We start from the raw sequence: 23,217 nt of genomic DNA, 5'->3' as shown, positions 1-23,217 counted from the left end.
CCAGCCGGTCCCCACCGCACGAGAACGACTCTCACGCGGGCGAACTGCTGACCGTGCCGGTCCGGATCCCCTGGATGTCCGGCAGTTGTCCGCTGTCCGAGGGCACCGCTGTGCCGGTGCCCCCCATTGTCCCTTGCCCGAAGCCATCGGGGCACCCACGCCAAAAGGAGAGGTATGACGATCATGCATGCGATACGACCTGGACGGCCCGGACGAAGACGTGCCCGATCGACCGTACTGGCCCTGCTGACCGTGGTGACGCTGGGGCTCACCACGACCGGCATGAGCCCGGCGCAGCAGGGGGCCGAAGAGAAGCCGCAGCGGGTGGGCAGACTCAACTCGGCGTACCTGCCGGCTACTACGCCCCTCACCGAGACCGCCGCGTTCCGGGCGGAGTCCGGGGAGCACTGCGAGCCCACGCAGGCAGGCTCGAAGGAACGCCAGGCAGGCGCCGCCGAGGCGTGTGTGAGCACGAGCCCCGCCACCACGACACCACAGCAGAGCCGGGCCGCAGTCGCGGCCGCCGACACTGGCACCTGCGACATCACCAACCCCGGCAACTACACCTACGAGCGCTTCGAGTACTGCGTGACCGGGGTGAACGTCCTCTACATCCTGCGCGACAGCACCGGCAAGGAGATCGGACGCGGCACCCTGCAGGTCTCCACCAGCGCGACCCTTCCCGCGCAGGGCACAGTCTGGCAGGAGCAGATCACTGCGAAAATGACGAGTGCGAGTGGCGATGTCACCGCCCTCAACGCCAAGTTCCGCGCCTCCTGCACGACCGGCTGCACGACGACGAAGACCGCGCCCTGGTACGGCGGTGATCTGACCCTGGGCCAGTCCGTCAGCGGCTCCGTCGCCTACTCCTCGACCCCCGCCGCCAACACCGCCGTGGAGTTCACCACCTCGTACAAGATGTACGTGACCTCACCCGGCGCAACGGTCGTCGACCCGAACGCCTCGTGGGACAACCCGCGCAAGATCCGCTGTGACGACGCGGTCGGGGGCACCTCGTCGGCGGGCTGCGCCATCCCCTCGATCATGCCCGTCGTGCCGATGAGCGCTACGGAGTCGGACCCGGGTGGCGCCGTCGCCGCCTACGGCTGGGCGCAGAAGAACCTCAACGGCGCCTGGGGCAAGAAGGGCAGCCCTCTGACGCGGTCGACGAGCGGCGTGGCCGACCGCACCGCCCGGACGTGTGGCGGCTTCACAGCACAGACGGAAATCGTCGACGCCGACTCCTGTGGCGACTTCCCCTTCGGCGAGGCGAAGGAGGGCGGTGCTCCCGGCGCCCAGTGCGTCCAGGTGATCCCCAACCTCGGTAACGGGGAATGGGACACGTACATCCTGAACGACGCCCATGAACACGATCCCGCCTCACCCTGTGTGCAGGCCCATGTCACGCCCACCGAGAAGCAGTTTGCCGACACACAGCTCGCCGACGGCTTCAAGGACCAGCGGGTGATCGACGCCGATCAGTTCGAGCTGCCGATCTCGACGCCGGATACCGGACCGCAGGCCAGCTGCCTGAACGACCCTCCGCCGGCCGGCTCGCTCCCGAACGGCGACGGATGGTTCAAGAACACCACCGAGCCGGTTCCGCTCGTCCAGCAGACCATCCCGACGAGCGGGGCCGGACTGCGGCCGACCAAGGCGCAGGCATGCCTGGGGAGGGCGACCGCCAAGGGGAGCGAGACCTCCGGTGACATCACCGGCTGGCTGGACGCTCAGGCGTTCAAGGCGGCCAACTCGCCCAATTCCTTGCTGGCCCGCTGCCACCTCATCGCGAACATTCTCGGCGGCAAGGGCACGACCAAGGTCACTCGGTTCAACCTCGTCCCCTGCTGGCAGTCCGGGATGAACACGGGCACGCCCAGCATGCGGACCTTCGAGTCCAAGGCGCAGAGCCTGATCAAGGGCCCGCTTGCCGATTTCGGAGTGAACGACGCGGTCCTCTACGAGGTGACACCCGTCTACAAGGATGCGAACAGCACCATCCCGGTGGGCGTCACGATGAACGCTAGTATCCAACGGGCCAATGGGGCGACCGAGGAACTGTTCCCCAACGTCTACGTCACTAACACCCTGGGGAACACCGGGACGCTCAACCTCGGTAACTGATCCCACCCAGTTCGCGCCTACGGGAGCCGTCATGAGTCTCACCACCCCACCGCGGCCGTTCGACGTCACCGCGCTCTTCCCTCAACTGGCCCCGTTGGCGCGCACGGCGACCCGGCTGCATCCGCGGCCGGGGGCGCCGACCGTGCACGACAGCTCCGTCGGAGGGCCGCTTCTGTGGCCCGCCGACGAGCCGTGGCCGCATTGCGACGAGCCGCACGACAGGCACGCGGCGCCGGTGGTTTACTCCCCGGACGACGTCCGGCTCCTCCGCCGCGACCTTGCCGCAGCGACCGAGCGGCTGCGCCTCGACCCCGAGGCACCCGAGTCCACCCCCGAGGAACGTGAGAACTGGGAGCGGATCAAGGTGGGCCGCCCGTGGTTCGACGGCCCGATCCCCCTTCTGCCCGTCGCCCAGCTATACGCCCGCGACATCCCCTTCACGCGGCCGTCCGACGCCGACCTCCTCCAGGTCCTGTGGTGCCCTTTCGACCATGAGGAGGCCGCCCACCCCCGCACAGCACTCTTCTGGCGCTCCTCCGCCACCGTCACCGATGTCCTCGACGCACCGCCCGAGCCGCCGATCGTCCAGTCCGTGTACTACCTGCCGGAGCCGTGCCTGTTCTCACCGGAGCAGGTCACCGACTATCCCCACCCCATGGAGCTGAGCAAGGAGCTTCAGGACCAGCTGGACGACGAGCGCCGCTGGGAGACGATCGACCCTGCGCTGTACAACACTTACGCGGACGACCCGGGCGAGCTCTACCTGAAGAACCTCTGCCACGCCCCCGGCTGGAAGACCGGCGGCTGGACCCGCTGGGGCGTCACCGACCCCGTCGCCCGCCCCTGCCCCGAGTGCGGCACCGAGGCGGTCCCGCTCCTCACCATCGCCTCCTCGGAATGGGATGCCGCCAGCGTCACCTGGATCCCCGAGGAGGAACGGACGGCCCCGGCCCCGCCTCCCTTGGGCGCCCAGGACGGCAACTTCACCTTGATCGACATCGTCGGCGGCTACGACCTGCAACTCCACGTCTGCCCGGTCTCCCCGGACCACCCGCACATCGAGCTGATCCAGTGAGGGGTGCGTCGGGAGCCAGCATGAGTTTCACCACCCTCCACGGCCACTCGACGTGACCACGCTCTTCCCTCAACTGGCCCCGCTGACGCGCACGGCGACTCGGCTGCATCCCCGCCCCGGGGCGCCGTCAATACACGACAGCTCCGTCGGCGGGCCGCTCCTGTGGCCCGCCGACGAGCCCTGGCCGCACCGCGAAGGACCGGACCAGCGACAGACTTAAGCCCGCGATTTCTGGCGCATCACACTAGTAGTACTTCGTTAGGTTGGTTTGATCTTGGGCATTGGTTTCGTCATGCTGCTCCTGTGGACTTGGGCGAGATCGAGCAACTCCGGGACGAGGTGGCCGGGTTCGTGGCTGAGGTGTTTGCGTCGGTGTCGCGCCGGGATCAGCGGGCGAAGGGCGACTGTTATCTGCGCGGGTTGATGCTGGACGGCCGGAGGAAGTCGATCCAGCCGATGGCCGAGCGGCTGCCGGACGGCGACATGCAGGCCCTGCAGCAGTTCGTGAACCAGTCGCCGTGGGACCACGCCGCGGTGTTGCGGGCGGTGGCTGTCAAGACGGTCCCGGCGGTGGGTCCCGAGGTGTGGGTGATCGACGACGTGTCGTTCCCCAAGGACGGGAAGATGTCGGTGGCCGTGGGCCGACAGTGGTGCGGAGCTCTGGGCAAGCAGTCCAACTGCCAGGTCGCGGTGAGCCTGCATGCCGCGTCCGACACCGCTTCCGTGCCGATCTCGTGGCGGCTTTTCGTGCCGCAGGAATGGCAGGACGATGCCGGGCGTCGGGCCAGGGCGGGGATGCCCGAGGAGGTGCGGCACCGGGAGAAGTGGCGGCTGGCCCTTGACCTGATCGACGAGGCGATCTCCTGGGGCCTTGCCCCGCAGGTTATCGTCGCCGACGCCGGGTACGGCCAGAACAACGCCTTCCGGCAGGGTCTGGCCGATCGTGGCCTGGACTTTGTCGTCGCGGTGAGGGCGGATGAATCCGCCCACCCGTACGACGCCGTCCCCACCGCGCCGGCCTGGAGCGGAGACGGACGCAAGCCCGCCACCCGCTACCGCACCAAGGCGCTCTCGCTGAAAGACCTGGCCGCCGAACCCAGCCGCAAGGCCTACCGGCAGGCGACCTGGCGCAAAGGCTCCAAGGGGCCGATGCGCTCGAGATTCCTGGTGCAAAACGTGCGTCCGGCCGGTGTCGCAGCCCGCACCCACGCGATGGCCGCGGCGGGAGGATCCACCGCGTGGGACGGGGCGCTGCCCGCACTGACCCTGCTCAACGAATGGCCGACAGGCCAGAAGACGCCCACCGAGTACTGGCTGACCAGCCTGCCCGCCGACACCCCGCTGCGACGGCTGGTCCGCCTGGCCAAGATGCGCTGGCGGATCGAGCACGACTACCGCGAGATGAAGCACGGCCTCGGCCTGGACCACTTCGAAGGCCGCACCTGGCGCGGCTGGCACCACCACGTCACCCTGGTCACCGCCGCCCACGCCTTCCTCACCCTCCGGCGCCTCGACCCAAAAGCCCAAGCGCCGGCCTGACCTTCTACCAAGTCCTCGACACCCTCCAGGACCTCATACGCGCATGGACCGGCACATGCCCCACCTGCCACCGCGACTTACCCAACACACAACGACAACACCGCAACCACAGAGCCACAACCTAACGAAGTACTACTAGTGTCCTGCACCTGAAATTGCTGCTGTAAGTCTGTAGGCTGTTTTCATGTCGCATCGGGGTCCGCGTGCTGTCGAGGTCGTGCTGTCTGGGGAGGAGCGCGCCGAGTTGTCGCGTTGGGCGGGTGGTGGGGCGGGATCTCGTCCGGCCGAGCGCGCGCGGATCGTCCTGTCGTGTGCGGATGGTGCGTCAAGTGCCCAGGTGGCGGCCGACTTGGGCGTGAACGTCGCGACGGTGCGCAAGTGGCGCTCCCGGTTCGCGGCTCACCGGCTGGCGGGCCTGGCCGACGAGCCACGGCCGGGCCGGCGCAAGCCGGACCTGGTCCTCACCGAGGCCGAGCATGCACAGTTGACGCGCTGGGCGCGGCGGGCGAAGACCGCGCAGTTCCTGGCACTGCGCGCGAAGATCGTGCTGCGCTGCGCGGAGGGCGGGACGAACAAGCAGGTCGCCACCGAGCTCGGCATCGCGCAGGCGACGGTCAACCGCTGGCGGTCGCGGTTCATCGCGGGTCGTCTGGACGGGCTCGCGGACGAGCCGCGCCCGGGCCGGCCGCCCTCGATCCTGCTTGACCGGGTCGAGGACGTGGTCGTCGCGACGCTGGAGTCCACTCCGGGGGAGGACACCCACTGGTCGCGCGCCTCGATGGCGAAGCGCACCGGATTGTCGAAGTCCACCATCGGGCGGATCTGGAAGAAGTTCGACCTCAAGCCGCACCTGCAGGATGCGTTCAAGCTGTCCACCGACCCGCAGTTCGTCGATAAGGTCGTCGACGTCGTCGGCCTCTACCACAACCCGCCCGAGAAGGCGGTGGTGTTGTGTGTCGATGAGAAGAGCCAAATCCAGGCGCTGGACCGGTCCCAGCCAGTGCTGCCGATGATGCCGGGCATGCCCGAGCGCCGCACCCACGACTACCTGCGCCACGGCATCACCAGCCTGTTCGCCGCGTTCAACATCGCCGACGGCACCGTCATCGGCGAACTCCACCGCCGCCACCGGGCAATCGAGTTCAAGAAGTTCCTGGTCACGATAGACAAGGCCGTACCGCGTGAACTCGACGTGCACCTGGTGTGTGACAACTACGCCACCCACAACACCCCCGAGATCAAGGCATGGCTGGGTCGGCATCCCCGCTTCCACGTCCACTTCACCCCGACCGGATCCTCCTGGATCAACCAGGTCGAGCGATGGTTCGGCCTGCTGACCGACAAGCTCATCCGCCGCGGCGTCCACACCTCTGTCAAAGCCCTCGAGAGCGACATCAAGGCGTGGATCGCCACCTGGAACGAGAATCCCAGGCCGTTCACCTGGACCAAGACCGCCGACGAGATCCTCAACTCCCTCGCCGACTACCTCACCAGGATCACCCCACCAGACACTGAAAACCATCAGTAAACTTAAGGCCGAGATTTCCGGCGCAGGACACTAGTGCTGGATTCCTCAAGTTATGGGTATAAGCCCTTTGTTGGGGATGTCGCTGGGGGTGCGTTGTGCCGAGATTGCTGCGGGCTCGGACTGCTTCGGGACCGGATGAGGAGAAGGTGATCGCCAGGCTGGCGGGAGCGCGGAAAGCGCCGGCTGACCTGGTGATGAGAGCACGGATCATTGCTCTGAGCTGGGACGGTCTGAGGGTGGCCGGGATCGCGGCGGAGCTGGGCTGTCATGCAAAGACGGTGCGGTGGTGGCTGCATCGGTTCAACATGCTGGGTGTGGAGGGGTTGGAAGACCGGCCGGTGGCCGGTCGTCCGCGCCGGATCACCGAGGCGGAACGGTCGAGGGTCATCGGGCTGGTCAAGCAGGCCCCGCAGGGGCGTCTGACCAGGCGTGAGGATGGTGAACTGGCCGCGGAGGACGAATCGGGGGCACCTGAATGGACACTCGACGCCCTTACCGAAGCCGCCCGCCGCCACGGGATCGAGGTAGGACGTTCACAAGTCCGCAGAATCCTGCTGGCCGAGGGCGTCCGGTGGCGCCGCACCCGTTCCTGGATCCGTTCGAAGGACCCGGATTTCGAGGGAAAAGGACACGGGTCGTCGGTCTCTACACCTGCCCGCCCGAAGATGCGACGGTCGTCTGCGTCGACGAGCTCGGGCCGGTGATCCCGCGTACTTTCCCGCCGGCGCCGGGCTGGTCGCCGGACGGACACCGCATCAAAGCAGAACTCGACTACGGCCGCGGACCGGAGAAGACCTGGGTCTACGGCGGCCTCCGCGTCCGAGACGGGCAGCAGGTCACCATGACCGCATCCTCCCGCAACAGCGTCTTCTACCAGCAGTTCTTACAGAAGCTCGAGCGAGCAAACCCAGTCGGCGACATCTACGTAGTCACCGACAACCTGTCCTCACACAACAGCCTGTCCACCCGGACCTGGCTTGAGGACCACCCCCGCATCCGGCACGTCTTCATACCCGTCGGCGCATGCTGGCTCAATCTCCAGGAAGGCTGGTGGCGCATCTTCCGCAAAGCCGCCCTCACCGGCCAAACCTTCGCCGGACCCGACGAGATCGCCCAGGCCACCACACTCGCAACAGCTCAGCTCAACTCCCGTGCCAGACCCTGGATCTGGGGCAGACCCTCCCCGCCCACCCGACACCTACGCCGCCGGTATATCTACTACCTTTAAGGAATCCAGCACTAGTAGTACTTGGTCAGGTCGGTATTGGGGCGGGTATGTCGCGGTGGCAGGTGGGGCAGGCGCCGGTCCAGACCGCGAGCAGGGTCTGCAGTTCGCGGACGACTTGGTAGAGGCTCAGGCCGGCGCCGCGTCTTTTGGGGCCCGGGCCAGCCGCTGCAGGGTGCAGAAGGCGTGCGCGGCGGACACGAGGGTGACGTGGTGATGCCAGCCGCCCCAGGTCCGGCCCTCGAAATGGGCCAGGCCCAGGGCCTGCTTCATCTCCCGGTAGTCGTGTTCGATGCGCCAGCGGAGCTTGGCGAGCCGGACCAGTGTGGTCAGCGGGGTGTCGGCGGGTAGGTCGGACAGCCAGAACTGGACCGGCTCGCTCTCGCCAGCCGGCCACTCGGCCAGCAGCCAGCACTCGGGCAGTTCCGGGCCGTCGGTGGCCTGGCGGATCTCGCGTCCGGCGGGCCGGATCCGCAAGGCAACGAAGCGGGAGTACATCCGCTTGCGGCCGGAGCGGCCCGTGCCGGGCCGGGAGCCCTCCCGCCACTGGACCGGCCGTGCGGCTTTGCGGCCCGCCGCGATGACCAGCTCCTTCACCGACCGGGCAGGAGTGGGGTACTTCGGCGCCGACGGCCGTCCGATCCCGGCGTACGGCTCGCACGTCGGCACCGCGTCGCCTGGCTGGGCCGACATGGTGGTGGAGATTCCCACCACGTAGCGCATGCCGCGGGCGTTCAGGCCGAGCCGGAAGGCCGCGGCGTCGCCGTATCCGGCGTCCGCGATGACCAAGGGCACCTCGATCCCCCACGAGCGGACCTCATCGGCCATGTCCAGAGCGAGCTGCCACTTCTCCACGTGTCCGACGTCCTCGGGGATGCCGCAGGCAGTGCGGCGGGCGACCTTGTCCGGGGCTGCTTTCGGCGAGGCGGGATCCCAGGTCTGGGGCAGGAACAGCCGCCAGTCGACCGCCGCCGAGGCATGGTCGGAGGCCAGGTGCAGCGAGACGCCCACCTGGCAGTTGGTGACCTTGCCCGCCGTTCCGGTGTACTGCCGCGACACACACGCCGAGGCGTTGCCGTCCTTGAGGAAGCCGGTGTCGTCGAAGACCAGCGCGGTCGGCCGGATAGCCGCTTCCATCTTCCATGCCGGCTTCGCCCGGATATGGGACGGATCCCACGGGCTGGTCGTGAGGAAGTGAGCCAGCGCCTGCCGGTTCCCGTCCTCGCCGAGCCGGGCGGCCATCGGCTCGACCGACTTGCGCCGCCCGTTGGTCAGTAGCCCTCGCAGGTAGACCTGCCCCCACCGGCGCTGGTCGTTGCGCGCGAACGGCTCGAACATCTCCGCCGCGAAGTCCTCCAACTCACCACGCACCACAGCAATCTCGTCCGGAGTCACACTTCATCAACGCCACACCGAACCTGAAAGACACGCACCGCCACAGCCAACCTGACCAGGCACTACTAGGACTTCGGCGACGCCGAACTCGCCTTCTTGGCAGCCCTGCGAACCAGTGCCGCTGATTGGCGAGTGCCGTGGGCTCTCAGCCAGGTCGGACGGCCCGAGGACGAGTCGTCGCTCCTCGTCTATATCAGCCTTCTGGGCCTCCGGCACGGTCGAGGAGCTCGCGGAGCGGTGCGTCGGCTGGTTCGAGAGCGTTGGCGGGGAGCTGCCCGCGGTTCGGAACAAGGTGGGAGAGCAGCTACGGGGTACTGCGCCGTGGCATGAACGAGTCCTTTAGCCGGAGCCGCGTAGCGGCAGGACCGGTCACGTTCAGTGAGCGTCTACGGCAAGCGCTGCATCGATCTCTTGGAGGAACGGCTCCAGATCACCTGGGTTGCGCGAGGTGATGAGGGTCCAGCCGCAGGAGTCATCCTTGACGACCGGCTCGTCGGCCCATTCGCCACCGGCATTGCCGATGTCTGTCCTCAGCGAGGGGTAGGAGGTGAGCCTCTTACCTTCGGTGACACCCGCCTCGACCAAGGCCCAAGGTCCGTGGCAGATGGCCGCTACGGGGCGCCCGGACGACGTGAAAGAGCGGACGATCTCCGTCGTCGAATTCTGCAGACGCAGCGCATCGGCGTTCAATGTGCCACCCGGCACGAGCAGGAGGTCGTAATCAGCCGGGTCGACGTCACTCAGAGTGAGTTCAGGTCGGATGGTTTTTCCGGGAGCTTTGTCGCCGACCAGGGTCTGAACGTCGTCAGCCGACACAGCAGCGACGTCCACATCGGCGCCCCAGCCCCGCAGGTGTTCGAGGGGCACCAGCAGTTCGTCCTGCTCGACGCCGTAGTTCGTGACGATGGCCAGCACCTTCCGCATACTCACGTCGTTGTCAGACATTCTCAGGTCCTTTCGGGTTGGAACGGTCCGCCGGGAGTGGTTTGGAGTCGTGGGTTCCCCGAATCTTTGCGCTTATGCGGCCTCGCCAGGCCTCCCGGCCCGCGGGGACCAATCGGAATCCGCGCCGGGCCGGAGCCCAAACGCCGCGCTGATGATCACGGAGCCGCGTGGAGACTCGACACCGAAGACCGCGCCGTGCGGGTCGTGCAACAGGGCCGTGCGGTTATCACCCGCTACGGCCCGGCCGATGGTTCCACCACCGTGCTGAGAGGCCGCCTCCGCTGCCGCGTCAACATTCGGTACGGGGAAGTAGACGTTCCAGCGCGGACTCGTCCGCTCGCCGCTCAACACCGTACCGGCCGGTACGATCCGGGCTGCCACGTTTCCGACGTCCCGGAGCGCGACGCCGCCATGCTCGTAGCGGACCTCGCAGCAACCGTGACGGGCGCAGGCCCACTCGAGCACCTCGCCGTAGAAAATGGCGGCCTCGAACATGTCTACCGCGCGCAGTTCCAGTCGCCACGGCCGGTGTGCGCGCCAGGACTCCCAGTCGGCGATCAGTTGCCCTTCCCAGATTCCGAAACGATTGCCCTCACGGTCGGCAGCCAGCACCCCGCGACCGAGGGGAAGGCGAACCGGACCCACTGCGATAGTGCCGGTGCGTTCCACGATGCGGGCCGCGGCCTCGTCGGCGTTGGTGACACAGAAGTAGGGTGTCCAGTCCAGGGCCACCTGCAACGCCGGTGTTGTGCACCCCAGGCTCGCGGTGGGTACGCCCGCCCAGAGTGCCATCCTGAAGTCCTCACCCAGGGAGGTGCGCCGGAACTCCCACCCGAGTACGGCGCCGTAGAAGTCTTCGGCGGCTCGAGGGTCCGGCGTGGCGAGGCTTGCCCAGCAAGGGGCACCGACAGTGCATCCGGCCAGTTCCGTGACCTCTGCCGGTGGTCTGTGTGACCGGGACGGGCTGGGGGTGGAAACCATGGCGTTACCTTACGAGGCGGACACGACCCTTCTGTCAGCATGCACGTTTGGCCCTCCGACGGCGAGCGTACAGCGGCAACGAAGCATCCAGTGATGCGTTAGCCGTAGCGGTTGCCGAACACCATCACTGGGGCAGGCCGGCCTGGCCCGACGACGCGAGGAGACGGGAGCTCGTGCCGCCTCGTCGGAGGCATGCTCGGAACGTGCATCGCACGGCAGCTTGAGTGGACACAGCCACGCGCACCGGGCGAACTTCGGGGCACGGTGGAAGCATGAGGGAGGGCGCGTTCGACACCCGGGACGAAGACCGACGCAAGTAGTCGTTTGTGGGCAGCTCCTTCAAAGTGACGCAATCCCGCGACGCCCTCCTAGCGCTGCCGACTGGGACATCCTCGCCGCCGCGCAGGACGAAGGGGCGAGCAGCGAGGATCATCACCGGTGTTCCCTGCCACGGTGCATCCCCCCGGCCGCGCTGCGGGCGAGGGACCGGCCCGCGGTCATACGCGGGCCTCGTGTCCGATTTGCAGATCGCGGCCCAATTCCTTTGCTGACCGTCTCGATCCCCGTGTGAGATGCCGACTGTTGCCACGGACCATCTCCGAGGCGACCTCGCTCAACTCGCGGTTGGTCAGCTGGGATGTTGCGAAGCAGCGACGCGAGAAAGGACGAGAGCGATGACCACAGAACGTTCCCCCGAAGGTCCCGGGCCAGTCCCCAGTCGGCCGGATCCGGTGCCACACGACCCGCAGCCGCCGTCCGAGCCAGGTCCCAGCGAACCCGAGCCTCAGCCAGACTCGGAGCCGCCCCCGGCGCCGGGTCCCGGTTCCCGCCCGGTCCCCGAGCCGCCCGACTGATCGGAGAGTGCCGCTCCCGCGGCTCTTCCTTCCGGTTGCTCGTGAGCGCGACACCTCACCGATTGCGGCCTCGGAGTGGTCGACGCAAGGTGGATTACGTCATCCCCACAGTGAAGGACAGAATCGTCATGGGTAAGGCAAAGGCGAAGGCCAAGCAGATCAAGGGCAAGCTGAAGGAAACCGTCGGCGGTGTCACGGACGACAAGGACATGCAGGCTGAGGGCCGCGGCGAGCAAATGGCAGGCAAGGCCCAGGAGACCGCGGCAAAGGCGGCTGAGCGGCTGAAGAAGTCCGGACGGTAGTACCTGCATTGTGGGCCGCGCACCCAGAGCGACCGCATCCGGGTTCACGGCCTCCGAGGCGCGACCTGGTGCCGGCCGAGCGGTCGGCACCAGGCGTCAGGTTTCGTTGTTCGGTGAACGTCGCTGACGTTCGGCGGTCACGGGCTATTGCAACGCCGGGTCGCCGAGGCTGATTGCCCCACCCTGTTTTCATCATGTCTCCCATTGAGGAAAGCGCCGGTCTCGACTCGGGGTTACGAGTGGTGTCGGCGATCACGCTCGTCGGCCGCCGCCCAGCCTGAGGAGCCGCGATGTCGCTCCCGGACAAATCCCTGGTCGTTTCGCTGCTGCGGCGCTGTCGCGCGTGGGAGGTTGTCGTCCTGGCAGAGCCGCACGACCTGGCTAAGGGATGTCGTGTACACCTTGTGTGTGCTCATGGGGCAGCGGACCACCCGCGATGCGATTTCCGAAGCCGAGTTCTACCTCGGGTGGGCCCGATCGGTGGTGCTGGCTGCCGTTGTGAGATCGCGGGATGGCGGAAATTCAGCCTCGTGAGTCCTCGCGGGCCCGGGGCGAGCGGCCTCGTCACATGACCCGGTTACCCCGGAGTCGGACAGCTCGTGTTCGGAACCCAAGACTCGCCAAGGAGTGTTCCATGGTGCTGATCGGATACACAATGATGACGCACTGCCTCGACAAAGGTGCCGATGTCGTCACTGCATCGGATGGAATCCGCGATGTCGCCCGCCCTGCGTGATCTCTGAGAGCCGGACGCGACAATGAAACTCCTCCAGCCTCCGGGTGTCTACATGCCACAGGAAGACACAGCCATGCTGATATCCGCTCTGTGGTGCGAGCATCTGTCACCCGGAGCGGAGGTACTCGACGTGGGTACCGGTACCGGCGCCGTGGCGATCGCCGCCGCCCGCCACGGCGCTGCCCACGTGATCGCCATCGACACGTCGGCCGCGGCGGTGCTCACGACACGACTGAACGCACTGCTGTCGGGGCACGCGCGGGCCATCCGGGCCAGCCGCGGGGATCTGACGGAGCCTGCGACCGGCCTGAGGTTCGACCTCGTGCTGGCGAACCCGCCGTACGTACCATCCGCGAACGTCCGCGTGCCGCGCCGCGGTATTGCTCGGGCTTGGGAGGCGGGGATCGACGGCCGGGCGGTGCTCGACCGGCTCTGCGCCAAGGGCCCCGCTCTGCTGCGCCCCGGAGGTGTGCTGCTCGCGGTCCACTCCGTGCTGAGCAACCCAGCGATGACCCTGGCGCGGCTGGCTGAAGCCGGATTGGACGTGGCTGTGACCGACCGCCGGTTCGTTCCCTTCGGGCCTGTCCTGCGAGAACGGGCCGGCTGGCTGGAGACCCAGGGCCTGATTGAGCGCGGCCAGGAGGCAGAGGAACTGGTGGTGATCCGTGCAGAACGGCCCTACTGAACCGGAGACCGCACCTCGGGCAGCTGCACGGCGCGTCATGCAGGAGCCGGGCGGACCCATGCTCGTGGAGGGGCCGGTCGAAGTGGTCCAGGAGAACGGCCACATTGCACGCTCGGACCGGCCTGTCGTCGCACTGTGTACCTGCCGGCGGAGCCTCATCTTCCCTTGGTGCGACACGAGCCACCGCGGAAGACGGAAGAGGCCGAAAGCCCCACCGCCGGCCTCAGAGCGGCACACAGACTGAGGACTCGCCGCCCCGCCATGCGCCGAGCAACTGCTCCCCGAACCGGTCTTCCAACCATCCCGTGGCTGCAATACCGAAGGCGACGTCCGGTGCCAGATCCGGCTCCTCCTGGAGCAGGCCGGCGACGACCTCATGCCGTACGAGCTGCTCATGCACGGCGTCGGCCTCCACATGCTCCGCGTAGAAGTGGACGGCCGCAGGCCCGGCACCGGCCCGCTTCAATGCCTGAGCGAGGCGCCGCGACCCTGGTGGCGATGTGATCTCCACTGAGGCGAAGTGACCGACCAGCGCACCACGGTGTGAGCGGTGGAGTCCAAAGAGTGACATGAGGTTGACAGTCGCGAGCATCTGCCGAGAGCCGGCGTCGAGGTAGCGCCCATACGAGGTGTCCAGGTCGAGGTCCGCCATCAGATCGGCGAACAGCTTCGAGTGGACCCGTTCTGCCCGTCCCGCTCCGAATTCGTCGTACTCCACAGCGGCCATTCCTGCCTTGGCCCGGCCCGTCAGGCGCGGGATCACCCACACGTGCGGATCGGCCTCCTTCAGGTGGTAAAGCGAGCGGTGGGCGGCGTACTCGCGTAGATGCCACAACTCGCCCTCGTCCCGCAGGAAGTAGGACACGCCGTCGGCGTCCGACGGCTCCAGAACGAGTTCGTCCAGCGCGCTGCCGATGTCCTCGGCCACCGGCACGTCAGCGCGCAAAGCAGCCATGAACCCCCGCTCCAGCGCGGCACGCACCCTGAGCAGTTCCGGATCCCACTCCCAGGCGCCGTCCACACCGTCGAAGCCGCGGTAGTGCAACTCGTAGCAGAGGTACAGGGCGAGTTGGAGGTCGTCGTCGTACGGGTCGGTACCCGCTACCAGGTGTTTGTCGGGCAGGCTGCGCCTACCCGGTTCCCGGCCGAGCGCCTCGATCAGAGCGGCAGACACCTCGCCTCGGGTTTCCGGGAGCCTCACGGTGCTTCCCTTCCTCGGCATTTCCATCGCTTGCGACGGGTCTCCCAGCTTCGCGTTCCACCTCGTTCACATCGGAATCAAGATCGCTCACAAACAGGATTTCCGCATCGAAAGGGCGGCCAGTGGTTGCGGAGACGTTCGCCGGGCACATTCGTTTCAGCGGCCCGTTGCATGCCAGGTCCACCCGGACATACATAAAGAGCGAAGAAAAACGCCCTCCTCAGCGCCTCGTACACCGAGCGCGCACTGTCCCGCCACCATTTGCGTCGATTGCAACGAGTCGGCACCTACTCCGCTGAACTCCGGCCCACCCTTGTTCGGGTCTGGCAGCGGGTCAGTGCGGCGTGTCTTTCTTTCAGTGCCTGAAGGTGTCCTTGCCCTTCTCGACGGCCTGCTTCACTTTGCCCTTCATCTTTTGGGCCCTCCCCTTTCCCTCCAACCTTTCGTTACCCACGGCCCGCCCGACCGATTCCTTTGTTTTCCCCTCCGCGATTTTGCCAATGTTCTTGGACTTCTTTCCGATACCCATTTCGTTCTCCCTGAGGTCATTCGGGTGGTGGCAGAAGAGTTCCGAGAGGCCCGAGATCCAAGTTGAGATCTTGCATGGAAAGGTCGTACCGAGAGCAGAGTTCAATCATACGACTGTGCAGAATCATCAAAGTTGCTCCAAGGCGTTCCTCCTGTTCCTCAGTGAGGTCTCCTGCGTCGACCCGCTGAAGGGCTTGGCGTTCCATGAGCTGTCGTAGCAGCTCGACGAGTGTGAGTACGAGTTTGATCAGATCCCGTTCCACTGTGTCCGGGTCGGTAGTGATCCGGTGGGCCGGCCTTCGCACCTCCGCACCGCCCCGGGGCACGATGTCCTGCGGCACTGCGGGCAGCATGCGGAAGGCGCGGGCGGCGGCATCGGCGATCTCGTCAAGGCGGCTTCCGGGCGGACGGTCCTCACCTGTCATGGTCATCTCCTATGAGTGCTGAGATGGCATGCCACGGGGAAGGATTCTGTTCGCTGATGGAGACGATCAGCGCGCGCAGCGATATGCGTACGAGGTCGATATCGGCGATGGAGAGTACGACGTCACCGGTGAGGACCACGCCTCCGCTGAGCAACCGGTCCAGCAGGTCGATCAGTGCGATCTGCCGTTGCGGCAGCGGCTCCTCCGGCGTGGCCTCCGGCCTGCCCGCCGCCCTCACGGCGTGGCCCTCTTCAGCGGTTCGGCTTCGGCGAGGGTGGCGAAGGAGTACGGGGCCCACGGCCCGGTGACTTCGACGCGTGCCCCGGGTAGTCCTTCTGCGGCCTGCATGGCATCGGCGCGGAAGTCTTCGGCGTGCTGCAGCGGCACAAGGTAGGCGTCGTTGATGACGTTCTCTCCCGGCCCGCGGGCGAGTTCGCCTTGCTGCGGCCGGTGCTGGACGCGATCAACCGCATAAGCGCGGGCGGCGGCCTCGACCCGCTCGGCTGCCTGTTCGGCGTCCCGGTAGGCGTCTTCGCGGGCGTGTCGCTGTGCTCTTCGCTGTCTGAGGTAGGCCCGCCCGGGGCTCAGACCCGCATCTGCGGGTGGGCCTGCCGGCCTCTCGGTCTCAGCGGCCGCTTCGACATAGATCTTGACGCCCCACTCCACCTGCGCTGCCAGGTCGCTCAGTCTGCCGGCAAACGTCCCGTGACGAGCCCGGAGCATGAGTCGCACCCGCTCGTCGTCGAGGTATACCGTCGCCAGACGCAGTGGCAGGACGGCGGTGCGGGCGGCCAAGGCCTCAATCACCCGGTGATGGGCGCGGGCGACGGACTCCAGCCAGTCCAAGTCCTCAAGATGCGCTCGCAGCGCGGCTTCTTGGAAGTCCCGCTCGGGTACCGGGCTCACGGCCACCACCACATCGTCGCTGTGCTCTACACGCACTAGATGCACCGGCGCCTCCGCCACTCCAGGGAGCCCGGACAGAGCTTTTTCCAGCGATCCGTCGGAGTCCCGTGCTATGGCGTACGCGTAGGAGATCGTGGCGGTCATGGTTCGTCCCGCCTCTCGCTGCCGGGGCTGGGCTCTGCTCGTTTGGTGTGTGAGGTGCGTGAGGTGCGCCTGGGAGCCGCAACGCGGCTCTCCTCGTCCTTGACCCGTGGCAGCTCACGGTCTTCGCGCAGCGCCGTGATTTCAGCCTGCAGCCGTTCGTTCTCCTCGGCGAGTGAGCGGTAGCCGTCGTTGGCGCGTGACGACAGTGAGGGATCGTGCTCCCACCAGTCAATGCCCATTTCCTTGGCTTTGTCCACCGAAGCGATCAGCAGGCGCAGCTTGATGGTAAGCAGTTCGATGTCCAGGAGGTTGATCTGGATATCGCCTGCGATGACGATGCCTTTGTCCAGGACGCGCTCCAGGATGTCGGCGAGATTGGCCGAGGAGCCCTGGCCGTATGGGGCGGACCTGGACGGGAGGTCGCCCAGCCTCCTGGCGACGGGTTCGGTCACGGCCGCTGCACCTCAATTCCCTGGTGTCCCGGAGCTTCGACGGGAGCGCGTGGCAATGCGCCCGTTCCACCGGCTGCCGCGATCAGGTATCGACGCCCTGGACATGGGCCCTGATCTCGTCCAGCCGGTCCAGCAACTCGTCCTCGCGCCGGTCGAAGGTTTCCTCGTCGATGTCTCCCGCCACGAGCGCTCGCTCAAGTGCGGCGAGTTCCCGTTCGACGGGGGCTGGGTCGTAGTACTCGTTCTCCGCGGCCTCGACGACGCGCTCCATGACCCAGGCCACGCCACGCACCGGCGCCAGCGGAAGAGTCGCGAGTTGAGTCAGCAGTCCCATGAGGACTCCTTAGACGAAGCTGTAGGCGGGCAGCGGGCCGACCAGTCGCAGGTCGAAGTCCTCGCCCAGTTCCTTGGCGATGTCCTGTTCCGCGCCGAGGAAGGTCTCCTCGTTGTCCCGCTCCACGAGGAAGGACACATTCAAGAAGTCGTTCCCGGTCGGCTGCGACGAGCGTTCTTCCCGCGCGAGCTCGCGCAGCGCATCGAGGACTGCGTCGGCGAGCCGATCCTGCCGCGCTTGCACCTCTTGGGAGACCAGCTCCCCGAGGGCGAGCGGCAGTTCCGGGCTGCTGCCGCCGCTTCTGATCTCCTCGTTGAGCTCGCGCGCCTCGTCGGACTCCCGAAGGATTTGGCGCAACAGCGCATCCTCGTCCTGGGCGGCCTTCAGGTGGTATTCCACACAGCCCTCCAGCGCCCGCAAGCGTTCGCTGAATTTATCCGTACCGTCCTCCAGGACCGCTCGCACAGCGTCGTCGTCCACGGTGGTGAAGCCGAACTGCAGTGGCAAAACAGTGCCGTCCGCCATCAGCTGTTCCTGGACGGCCTGGTGCGCGCCGAGGTCTCGGCGTTTGGGACGCAGTTCCTCGGGCGCGTCGCTGACGACCGCGGACAGCATTTCGGTGCGCACCGTGCGGAGGGCCGCAGGCGGGTCCCCCACCCCGTGGAGGCCGTCCAAGCGCTGCGGATGGGTGGCCAGGACAATGGAATACACGTATACGGCCATGGTTCACTCCTCGCGGCGTCGGGCGGCAGGCCGACGCCGAGGCCGCTCCCGCCTCTCCTCGGGCTCCTTGCGCCTCTTTTCTGACTGCTCGGCCTCCTCGTCGTCATGTCCTCCCTTCAGGGCGTCGGTCAGCACGTCAGCGGCGCCGCTCAGCGCACCCTTGGCTTTGCCATGCGCTCCGCCCTCGGTCACCTCGCCGACCAGGTCGGTCAGCTGAGACGGAGCCTTGCGGCCCTCCTCCAGGTCGAGGCGGTTGCAGGCCTCCGCGAAGCGCAGGTAGGTATCCACGCTCGCCACGACGATGCGAGCATCGATCTTGAGGATCTCGATGCCCACCAAGGACACACGCACAAAGACATCGATCACCAGGCCGCGGTCCAGAATCAGCTCGAGGATGTCGTAAAGGTTCCCCGACCCTCCTCCGCCGGCCCTGGAAATGGTTCCTCCGCCCTGCGGCACCATAGTCATGGTGCCTCCTTTCAGCAGCTCACACGTGGCTCCGGACGAGGCCGCTTCCGTTCGTCCGTCGAGCGGTGCAGCAGCGGTATTCCGGCCCTAGCCACGCGGGTCGATCTGGGCTCGGGTGTAGCGGCGGGTGCGCTCGTACGCCAGCAGTTCGCCTTCCTCGTCCAGCGTCACCCGGTAACTCGCCATCACGCTGGTAGTGCCGGGGATACGCTCCAGCTCCAAAACTTCCACGTCCGCCTGCCAGCCGCCTTCCGTCGGCTTCACCGCCGAGACGGACTCGGGTGCTCGCCCCAAAAGCTCCTGGAGCTGCTCAGCCGCATACCGCATGGCCCGCGGGGCCGAAACCCGACGGGCCGCACGCTTCGTTTCGCTCGTGCGGCTGCCGGCCCGTCCGGTGCTGGCTTTCCTGGCGGTCTTCTTGACGGGCTTTTTGCTGGACGGACGCCGGACGCGCCCTGTCTCGTCCTCTTCGCCTACGGCCATGTTCCCGCTCCGGAATCGGAGACGACATGATGCCCGCGTCACCTTCACAAGACGCCGTTCCATGATATACGGCCTGGGCTGACCGCATCTCGGAGCTCGCACTTTGCTTCAGCGCCGGGCGCAGCCTCCTCACCGCGTGCCGTAGCCTCCCCACTGGCTGCCCACCACTGAAGAACAGTCCATGACTGTCGCATGCGCCCATTCCCTGAGCAGTTGCCCTTGCGGTGCGCAGGGATCACAGTAAAAAAGAGAGCGCATGTGCGAGATCGGAGAACACCATGATCATTCTCGGAATCATTTTGCTTGTCGTCGGGTTCGTGACCGGGATCTCCATACTGTGGACAATCGGGATAGTTCTCGCGGTCATCGGTGTTGTCTTGTGGATTTTGGGGTCGCTGGGGCACGCGGTCGCTGGTCGAAGGCACTACTGGTAGCCCGGCAGAGTCTCGCCATTCAGCGACTTGTACAGGAACCCTTCTCCGCCTGGAGGTGTGTTCCGGCCTTTGGTTGGAGGCCGCCGCAGAGTTCAGGTGCTGCCGACCCCGAAACACTTCGAGCGGGCCTCCGAACTGTCACCGAAGGCATAGTCCCTGACCACTTCGTCTGTGGCGACGACGTGGTTGAGCACGTGCGGGCGGTCCGCGCCTATGCGGAGGCCGACTTTGACGAGGCGCACGTCAACCAGATCAGACCGCAGCAGCAGGGGTTCTTCGACCTCTACGGCACCAGCGTCCTGCCTCAGTTTCGTGATGGCTGCAGACTGATTCATGACCTGCCCTCCCCATCACGACGTGCACAACGGGCCACTCAATCTCCCGGTCAAAATGTCCCGGTCAAAGCGGAAGCTGAGAAGCCATGGCTACAGAACGTTGGATCGCCACCACGCCGCGTACCGGCTATCCGCCGCCAGTACCGACCTGACCGCAGACGTCGCAGTCATCGGCGGCAGCGTCGCCGACCTCTGCACATCATGGGAACTGGTCCGGGCAGGTGTGGACGTTGTTGTCCTGGAGGCGGACCGGATCGCCGCGGGCGTGACCGGATACACCACCGCCATGCTGGCGGCTGCGCATGGCTTGGCGTATGCGCATTTGGAAGCGAAGCATGGCACCAGCAGCGCCGACTGTACCCGCTATGACAACAGGACGCGCTCGACCGGACGGTCGCTCTCTGCGCCGAACTGAACATCGACGCTGACCTCGAGCACTCACCCGCCTCCAGACGGAACCACGGACTCAACGGCCGTCCGCGCCGCATCGTCGCTGGTATCCGCGAACGGCACCAGGCCGTGCACGAACTCCTCACCCAGGGGTGCTCGTTGCGTGGAATCAGCCGGGATTTGCATCTCGGCTGCGCAGCCCGACGCCATGCCAGAATTCCAGATGCCGACGATCTGCTGCTCAAGGTCACCTCCCGCCGGACGCTGCTGGACGACTTCAAGCCCTACATCTACAAGAGGTTCGCTGGGGGCTGTCACAACGCCAGCCAGCCAAATTCTCCGTGAAGTCCGCGACCAGGGATTTCGAGGCGATCTCAGTGCCGTCAGCCGGTACATCCGTCTGCTCCGGCAGTCCGCAGTCCCGCCGCACCGGCCGTTGCCCAAGCCGCGCAAATTCCTGCGGCGGATCACGACCCATCTGGATAGGCTGCGGCCCGACAAGCTTGGTGGTCTGCGGCCCCGAAACGGGTAGGCCCCTACCTGAAGGCGACGCCAGTCACGGCGTCACCTCTGTCGTCCCCGCCCCGTTACGTCCTCGTCCGCTCCTTCTTCCCCTTCTTCTTCCTCGTATTCGCCTTCTTCTTCGTCCTCGTCCTCAGGCTCGTCCTCGTCCTCGTCCTCGTAGTCTTCGTCCTCGGGCTCGTAGTCTTCGTCCTCGGGCTCGTAGTCTTCGTCCTCGGGCTCCTCCTCGTAGTCCTCGTCCTCGTAGTCTTCGTCCTCGGGCTCGTAGTCTTCGTCCTCGGGCTCCTCCTCGTAGTCCTCGTCCTCGGACTCCTCGCCTTGTGCGTCCTCCTGCTCGGCGGCCTCTTCTTCCATGGCGTCTTCGTGGGACACGACGACTTCACCGTCCCGGATTTCACCGCGCCAGCCCTCGGGCTCTTCCTCGGCGAGGGTGACGTATCGCTGAAAGTGCTTGAAGTCGAGTCGCATTCGACGCCCTTGGGCGCGCCACAGGTTGCCTGTCTTCTCGAAGAACCCGGACGGGTAATACTCCACGACCAGGACGATTCGAGTCAGGCTGGGTGCCAGCTCATGGAAGCTGACCGCACCACGGGTGGTTCCCTTGGCTCCCTCGGATGTCCAAACGATGCGGTCGTCGGGAATCTGTTCCTGGACAGTCGCTTTGAAACCGCGCGAGGAAGGGCCGACTTTAACCTTCCAGTCACTGGACATCTCATCGCTCTTCGAGACGTCGCGAACGCCTTTCGCGAAGCTGCTGAACTGGTCGTACTGCGTCCAGTGGTCGTACGCGACACGCAGGGGCACTCCCACATCGAGAACCTCGATAATGTTCATGACCTTGCCGCCGCTCGACTTGCGTTTCCCCTTTCCGCTGCCGAACGCTTCCTTGACCTTCCCCACCACTTTGTCCTTGACGCCCTTGGCTTTCTCTCCGACGAATGCCTTCAGCGGGGAATCGCCCTGGAGAATACGGGAGCCGATCGCAGGAAGCGATCCACTCTCGGCCACATCGGTGAGCTGCCCAGTGACATCGGTCAATTTTTCGCCCGCCTTCTCGGCGAGCCTCTCCACCTGTGCACTGAGGAAGTTGGACGCCTCTTCGCGAAGCCGGTCCGCACCCGACATTTTTGCCGTGGGCTGGTCTGTTTCCGTCCTGGTCATGACTGGCTACCTCCGACGATCGGCGCGCTTGGACGCTGCTCGCTTCGACGACGTCGTCTTCCGGGCGGCGGACTTCTTGGCCGGAGCAGTTTTCTTCGCAGCCGTCTTCTTTGCCGGGGCCGTCTTCCGGGCGGCGGACTTCTTGGCCGGAGCAGTCTTCTTCGCAGCCGTCTTCTTTGCCGGGGCCGTCTTCCGGGCGGCGGACTTCTTGGCCGGAGCAGTCTTCTTCGCAGCCGTCTTCTTTGCCGGGGCCGTCTTCCGGGCGGCGGACTTCCTGGCCGACCGAGGCTTCTCTCCAGGGGCAGGAGCGGCCTTCTTGCGTGCCGCGCCTCCTCTGGGCTGGGCTGATGGCCGAGAACTGCGGCGCTGCTTCGGCTGCCTCGCTTCCGGCTCTTCCTCTTCCTCCTCGTATTCCTCTTCTGGCTGCTCCTCCTCTTCCTCAGCCTGGCCCTCTTCGTACTCGGCCTCCGGCTCTTCCTCTTCCTCTTCCGGTTCCTCCTCTTCCTCGTACTCCGAGCCTTCCTCTTCCAGCTCGTACTCCTCCTCGTCCCCCTCTTCCTCCCCCTCATCCTGCTTCTCACCGAGCCGGGCCGTACGGTCGCTGATGGCGTCGGCCAGCGAACTCATGCCCCGGTCGGCGGCGGCAGCCACTGCCTTACGGCCTGCGTCGAAGACTTCCCCTTTCAGCTGCTCCTGCAGCTCGGCGAACTGGGGAATCTCTCCTAGTCTGCGCATCCCTTCGGCGGCAAGCTGTCGGGGTTCTAGGCCGAATCGCCTCCCTGCCAGGTACGTTGCAATGGTCAGGGCCAGCCTGCCCTTTTTCGTCCGGCCCAGCAGATAGCCGCCCACTACTGCGGCCGCGAGGGTCACCTTGGCTGTGTCATCCATGAGTGCGTCACCTTCGATCGTTCGGTGCGGGGCCGACCTAGCCGGTCGAGTAGCCTTTCCTCTTCCCGGTTCGAACTCCCTCCGTGCCGATATGTTCGCCTTCAAGTTCCCGGTTCAGTACAGCCGGCTGGGCACGGAGCACTCCCGAGTCGTACAGTTCGCGCTCGGCAGTGTCGCTGAGCTTCCGCCGCCCCGATCAGACCGCGGACCGGCTCGATGGGGAACGTGAGCAGTCCCATGATCAGTCCCATGGCCAGACTCCGGCGGCCTCAACGTGAGTGCCTGCAGCGGCGACGAAGTTGCAACAAGGCAGCAGGCCCGCGATACGCAGCTTGACGTGTTCGCGGTGCGCGCTTCCAAATCGCTCCGCCGCGTTTCGGAAGTCGTGGCTTTCGCCGCGGGGCTGTCGTTCTTCTGCCATGCATTCAAGTCTG

Annotated in this window: 28 protein-coding genes; 12 read left to right on the top strand and 16 right to left on the bottom strand. The window is 66.3% G+C overall.

Annotated elements, in window-relative coordinates; translation table 11 throughout:
• Positions 1 to 174: 174 nt before the first annotated feature.
• From OG611_RS25335 to OG611_RS25310, 6 genes are all read left to right on the top strand, one after another.
• Positions 175 to 2,124, top strand: coding sequence for a DNA/RNA non-specific endonuclease (locus tag OG611_RS25335; RefSeq protein WP_266424289.1), 1,950 nt, complete (start codon positions 175 to 177; stop codon positions 2,122 to 2,124).
• 31 nt (positions 2,125 to 2,155) lie between these two features.
• On the top strand, positions 2,156 to 3,199 hold the full coding sequence (locus OG611_RS25330) for a hypothetical protein (protein WP_266424287.1): 1,044 nt from the start codon (positions 2,156 to 2,158) through the stop codon (positions 3,197 to 3,199).
• Positions 3,200 to 3,502: 303 nt separating this feature from the next.
• A complete protein-coding gene (locus OG611_RS25325) occupies positions 3,503 to 4,738 on the top strand; it encodes an IS701 family transposase (protein ID WP_266424284.1) in 1,236 nt (411 codons plus the stop codon).
• Positions 4,739 to 4,922: 184 nt separating this feature from the next.
• Positions 4,923 to 6,266, top strand: a complete 1,344-nt coding sequence (locus OG611_RS25320) for an IS630 family transposase (protein ID WP_266424281.1) — start codon at positions 4,923 to 4,925, stop codon at positions 6,264 to 6,266.
• 194 nt (positions 6,267 to 6,460) lie between these two features.
• A complete protein-coding gene (locus tag OG611_RS25315) occupies positions 6,461 to 6,970 on the top strand; it encodes a helix-turn-helix domain-containing protein (protein ID WP_266426212.1) in 510 nt (169 codons plus the stop codon).
• Positions 6,856 to 7,494 carry an IS630 family transposase gene (locus OG611_RS25310; RefSeq protein ID WP_266426208.1) on the top strand — a complete coding sequence of 213 codons (639 nt, stop codon included), beginning with the start codon at positions 6,856 to 6,858 and terminating at the stop codon, positions 7,492 to 7,494. Before OG611_RS25315 ends, OG611_RS25310 begins: the two co-directional genes overlap by 115 nt.
• A gap of 126 nt (positions 7,495 to 7,620) precedes the next feature.
• Here the strand turns inward: OG611_RS25310 and OG611_RS25305 are convergent, their stop codons facing one another.
• From OG611_RS25305 to OG611_RS25295, 3 genes are all read right to left on the bottom strand, one after another.
• Positions 7,621 to 8,829: an IS701 family transposase gene (locus OG611_RS25305; protein WP_266426206.1), complete on the bottom strand. Its 1,209-nt coding sequence runs from the start codon at positions 8,827 to 8,829 to the stop codon at positions 7,621 to 7,623.
• 432 nt (positions 8,830 to 9,261) lie between these two features.
• Positions 9,262 to 9,831 carry a type 1 glutamine amidotransferase domain-containing protein gene (locus OG611_RS25300; RefSeq protein ID WP_266424278.1) on the bottom strand — a complete coding sequence of 190 codons (570 nt, stop codon included), beginning with the start codon at positions 9,829 to 9,831 and terminating at the stop codon, positions 9,262 to 9,264.
• Between the two features lie 72 nt (positions 9,832 to 9,903).
• Positions 9,904 to 10,623, bottom strand: coding sequence for a VOC family protein (locus OG611_RS25295; RefSeq protein WP_323180224.1), 720 nt, complete (start codon positions 10,621 to 10,623; stop codon positions 9,904 to 9,906).
• A 1,171-nt stretch (positions 10,624 to 11,794) separates the two neighbouring features.
• On the opposite strand from OG611_RS25295, the gene OG611_RS25290 reads away from it, so the two are divergent.
• The 4 genes from OG611_RS25290 (at position 11,795) to OG611_RS25280 (ending at position 13,633) form a co-directional block, all read left to right on the top strand.
• A complete protein-coding gene (locus tag OG611_RS25290; RefSeq protein ID WP_266424272.1) occupies positions 11,795 to 11,968 on the top strand; it encodes a CsbD family protein in 174 nt (57 codons plus the stop codon).
• A 393-nt stretch (positions 11,969 to 12,361) separates the two neighbouring features.
• Positions 12,362 to 12,502 (top strand): DUF5133 domain-containing protein, encoded by a 141-nt coding sequence (locus OG611_RS40920; protein WP_353962568.1) that lies wholly within the window; start codon positions 12,362 to 12,364, stop codon positions 12,500 to 12,502.
• A gap of 224 nt (positions 12,503 to 12,726) precedes the next feature.
• Complete coding sequence (locus OG611_RS25285) at positions 12,727 to 13,389, top strand: HemK2/MTQ2 family protein methyltransferase (protein ID WP_266424269.1); 663 nt, start codon at positions 12,727 to 12,729, stop codon at positions 13,387 to 13,389.
• 37 nt (positions 13,390 to 13,426) lie between these two features.
• Positions 13,427 to 13,633, top strand: coding sequence for a CDGSH iron-sulfur domain-containing protein (locus OG611_RS25280; protein WP_266424267.1), 207 nt, complete (start codon positions 13,427 to 13,429; stop codon positions 13,631 to 13,633).
• Here the strand turns inward: OG611_RS25280 and OG611_RS25275 are convergent.
• From OG611_RS25275 to OG611_RS25230, 10 genes are all read right to left on the bottom strand, one after another.
• Positions 13,613 to 14,617 (bottom strand): iron-containing redox enzyme family protein, encoded by a 1,005-nt coding sequence (locus OG611_RS25275; protein ID WP_266424264.1) that lies wholly within the window; start codon positions 14,615 to 14,617, stop codon positions 13,613 to 13,615. The genes OG611_RS25280 and OG611_RS25275 overlap by 21 nt on opposite strands.
• Before the next feature lie 328 nt (positions 14,618 to 14,945).
• Entirely contained in the window at positions 14,946 to 15,119 is a 174-nt protein-coding gene (locus OG611_RS25270) for a CsbD family protein (RefSeq protein ID WP_266424262.1), read from the bottom strand.
• Positions 15,120 to 15,135: 16 nt separating this feature from the next.
• Complete coding sequence (locus OG611_RS25265) at positions 15,136 to 15,543, bottom strand: gas vesicle protein K (RefSeq protein ID WP_266424259.1); 408 nt, start codon at positions 15,541 to 15,543, stop codon at positions 15,136 to 15,138.
• Positions 15,533 to 15,781 carry a gas vesicle protein gene (locus OG611_RS25260; protein ID WP_266424256.1) on the bottom strand — a complete coding sequence of 83 codons (249 nt, stop codon included), beginning with the start codon at positions 15,779 to 15,781 and terminating at the stop codon, positions 15,533 to 15,535. Before OG611_RS25260 ends, OG611_RS25265 begins: the two co-directional genes overlap by 11 nt.
• Complete coding sequence (locus OG611_RS25255) at positions 15,778 to 16,593, bottom strand: GvpL/GvpF family gas vesicle protein (RefSeq protein WP_266424253.1); 816 nt, start codon at positions 16,591 to 16,593, stop codon at positions 15,778 to 15,780. The genes OG611_RS25260 and OG611_RS25255 overlap by 4 nt, the downstream gene beginning before the upstream one ends.
• A complete protein-coding gene (locus OG611_RS25250) occupies positions 16,590 to 17,045 on the bottom strand; it encodes a gas vesicle protein (protein WP_266424250.1) in 456 nt (151 codons plus the stop codon). The genes OG611_RS25255 and OG611_RS25250 overlap by 4 nt, the downstream gene beginning before the upstream one ends.
• Before the next feature lie 82 nt (positions 17,046 to 17,127).
• Positions 17,128 to 17,379, bottom strand: coding sequence for a gas vesicle protein GvpG (locus tag OG611_RS25245; protein WP_259930026.1), 252 nt, complete (start codon positions 17,377 to 17,379; stop codon positions 17,128 to 17,130).
• 9 nt (positions 17,380 to 17,388) lie between these two features.
• Complete coding sequence (locus OG611_RS25240) at positions 17,389 to 18,102, bottom strand: GvpL/GvpF family gas vesicle protein (protein WP_266424242.1); 714 nt, start codon at positions 18,100 to 18,102, stop codon at positions 17,389 to 17,391.
• Between the two features lie 3 nt (positions 18,103 to 18,105).
• Positions 18,106 to 18,570 carry a gas vesicle structural protein GvpA gene (locus OG611_RS25235; protein ID WP_124718923.1) on the bottom strand — a complete coding sequence of 155 codons (465 nt, stop codon included), beginning with the start codon at positions 18,568 to 18,570 and terminating at the stop codon, positions 18,106 to 18,108.
• Positions 18,571 to 18,657: 87 nt separating this feature from the next.
• Complete coding sequence (locus OG611_RS25230) at positions 18,658 to 19,053, bottom strand: gas vesicle protein (RefSeq protein WP_266424238.1); 396 nt, start codon at positions 19,051 to 19,053, stop codon at positions 18,658 to 18,660.
• 278 nt (positions 19,054 to 19,331) lie between these two features.
• Here OG611_RS25230 and OG611_RS25225 point away from each other — a divergent pair, with 278 nt between their 5' ends.
• The gene (locus tag OG611_RS25225; RefSeq protein ID WP_229846355.1) at positions 19,332 to 19,487 is read left to right on the top strand and encodes a DUF6131 family protein; all 156 of its coding nucleotides are present in this window, start codon (positions 19,332 to 19,334) and stop codon (positions 19,485 to 19,487) included.
• Between the two features lie 92 nt (positions 19,488 to 19,579).
• Here OG611_RS25225 and OG611_RS25220 read toward each other — a convergent pair whose 3' ends face one another.
• Positions 19,580 to 19,822 (bottom strand): hypothetical protein, encoded by a 243-nt coding sequence (locus OG611_RS25220; protein WP_266424232.1) that lies wholly within the window; start codon positions 19,820 to 19,822, stop codon positions 19,580 to 19,582.
• 100 nt (positions 19,823 to 19,922) lie between these two features.
• Here OG611_RS25220 and OG611_RS25215 point away from each other — a divergent pair, with 100 nt between their 5' ends.
• Entirely contained in the window at positions 19,923 to 20,237 is a 315-nt protein-coding gene (locus OG611_RS25215) for an FAD-dependent oxidoreductase (protein ID WP_266424229.1), read from the top strand.
• A gap of 539 nt (positions 20,238 to 20,776) precedes the next feature.
• Here the strand turns inward: OG611_RS25215 and OG611_RS25210 are convergent.
• On the bottom strand, positions 20,777 to 21,895 hold the full coding sequence (locus OG611_RS25210) for an SRPBCC family protein (RefSeq protein WP_266424226.1): 1,119 nt from the start codon (positions 21,893 to 21,895) through the stop codon (positions 20,777 to 20,779).
• A gap of 6 nt (positions 21,896 to 21,901) precedes the next feature.
• Positions 21,902 to 22,783: a histone protein gene (locus OG611_RS25205; RefSeq protein ID WP_266424224.1), complete on the bottom strand. Its 882-nt coding sequence runs from the start codon at positions 22,781 to 22,783 to the stop codon at positions 21,902 to 21,904.
• Positions 22,784 to 23,217: the final 434 nt, after the last annotated feature.

Origin of the sequence: Streptomyces sp. NBC_01363 (assembly GCF_026340595.1) — a bacterium.
GTDB lineage: Bacteria > Actinomycetota > Actinomycetes > Streptomycetales > Streptomycetaceae > Streptomyces.
Note: the sequence above shows the minus strand (reverse complement) of the source record. Positions and strands in the feature narration are given on the sequence as shown.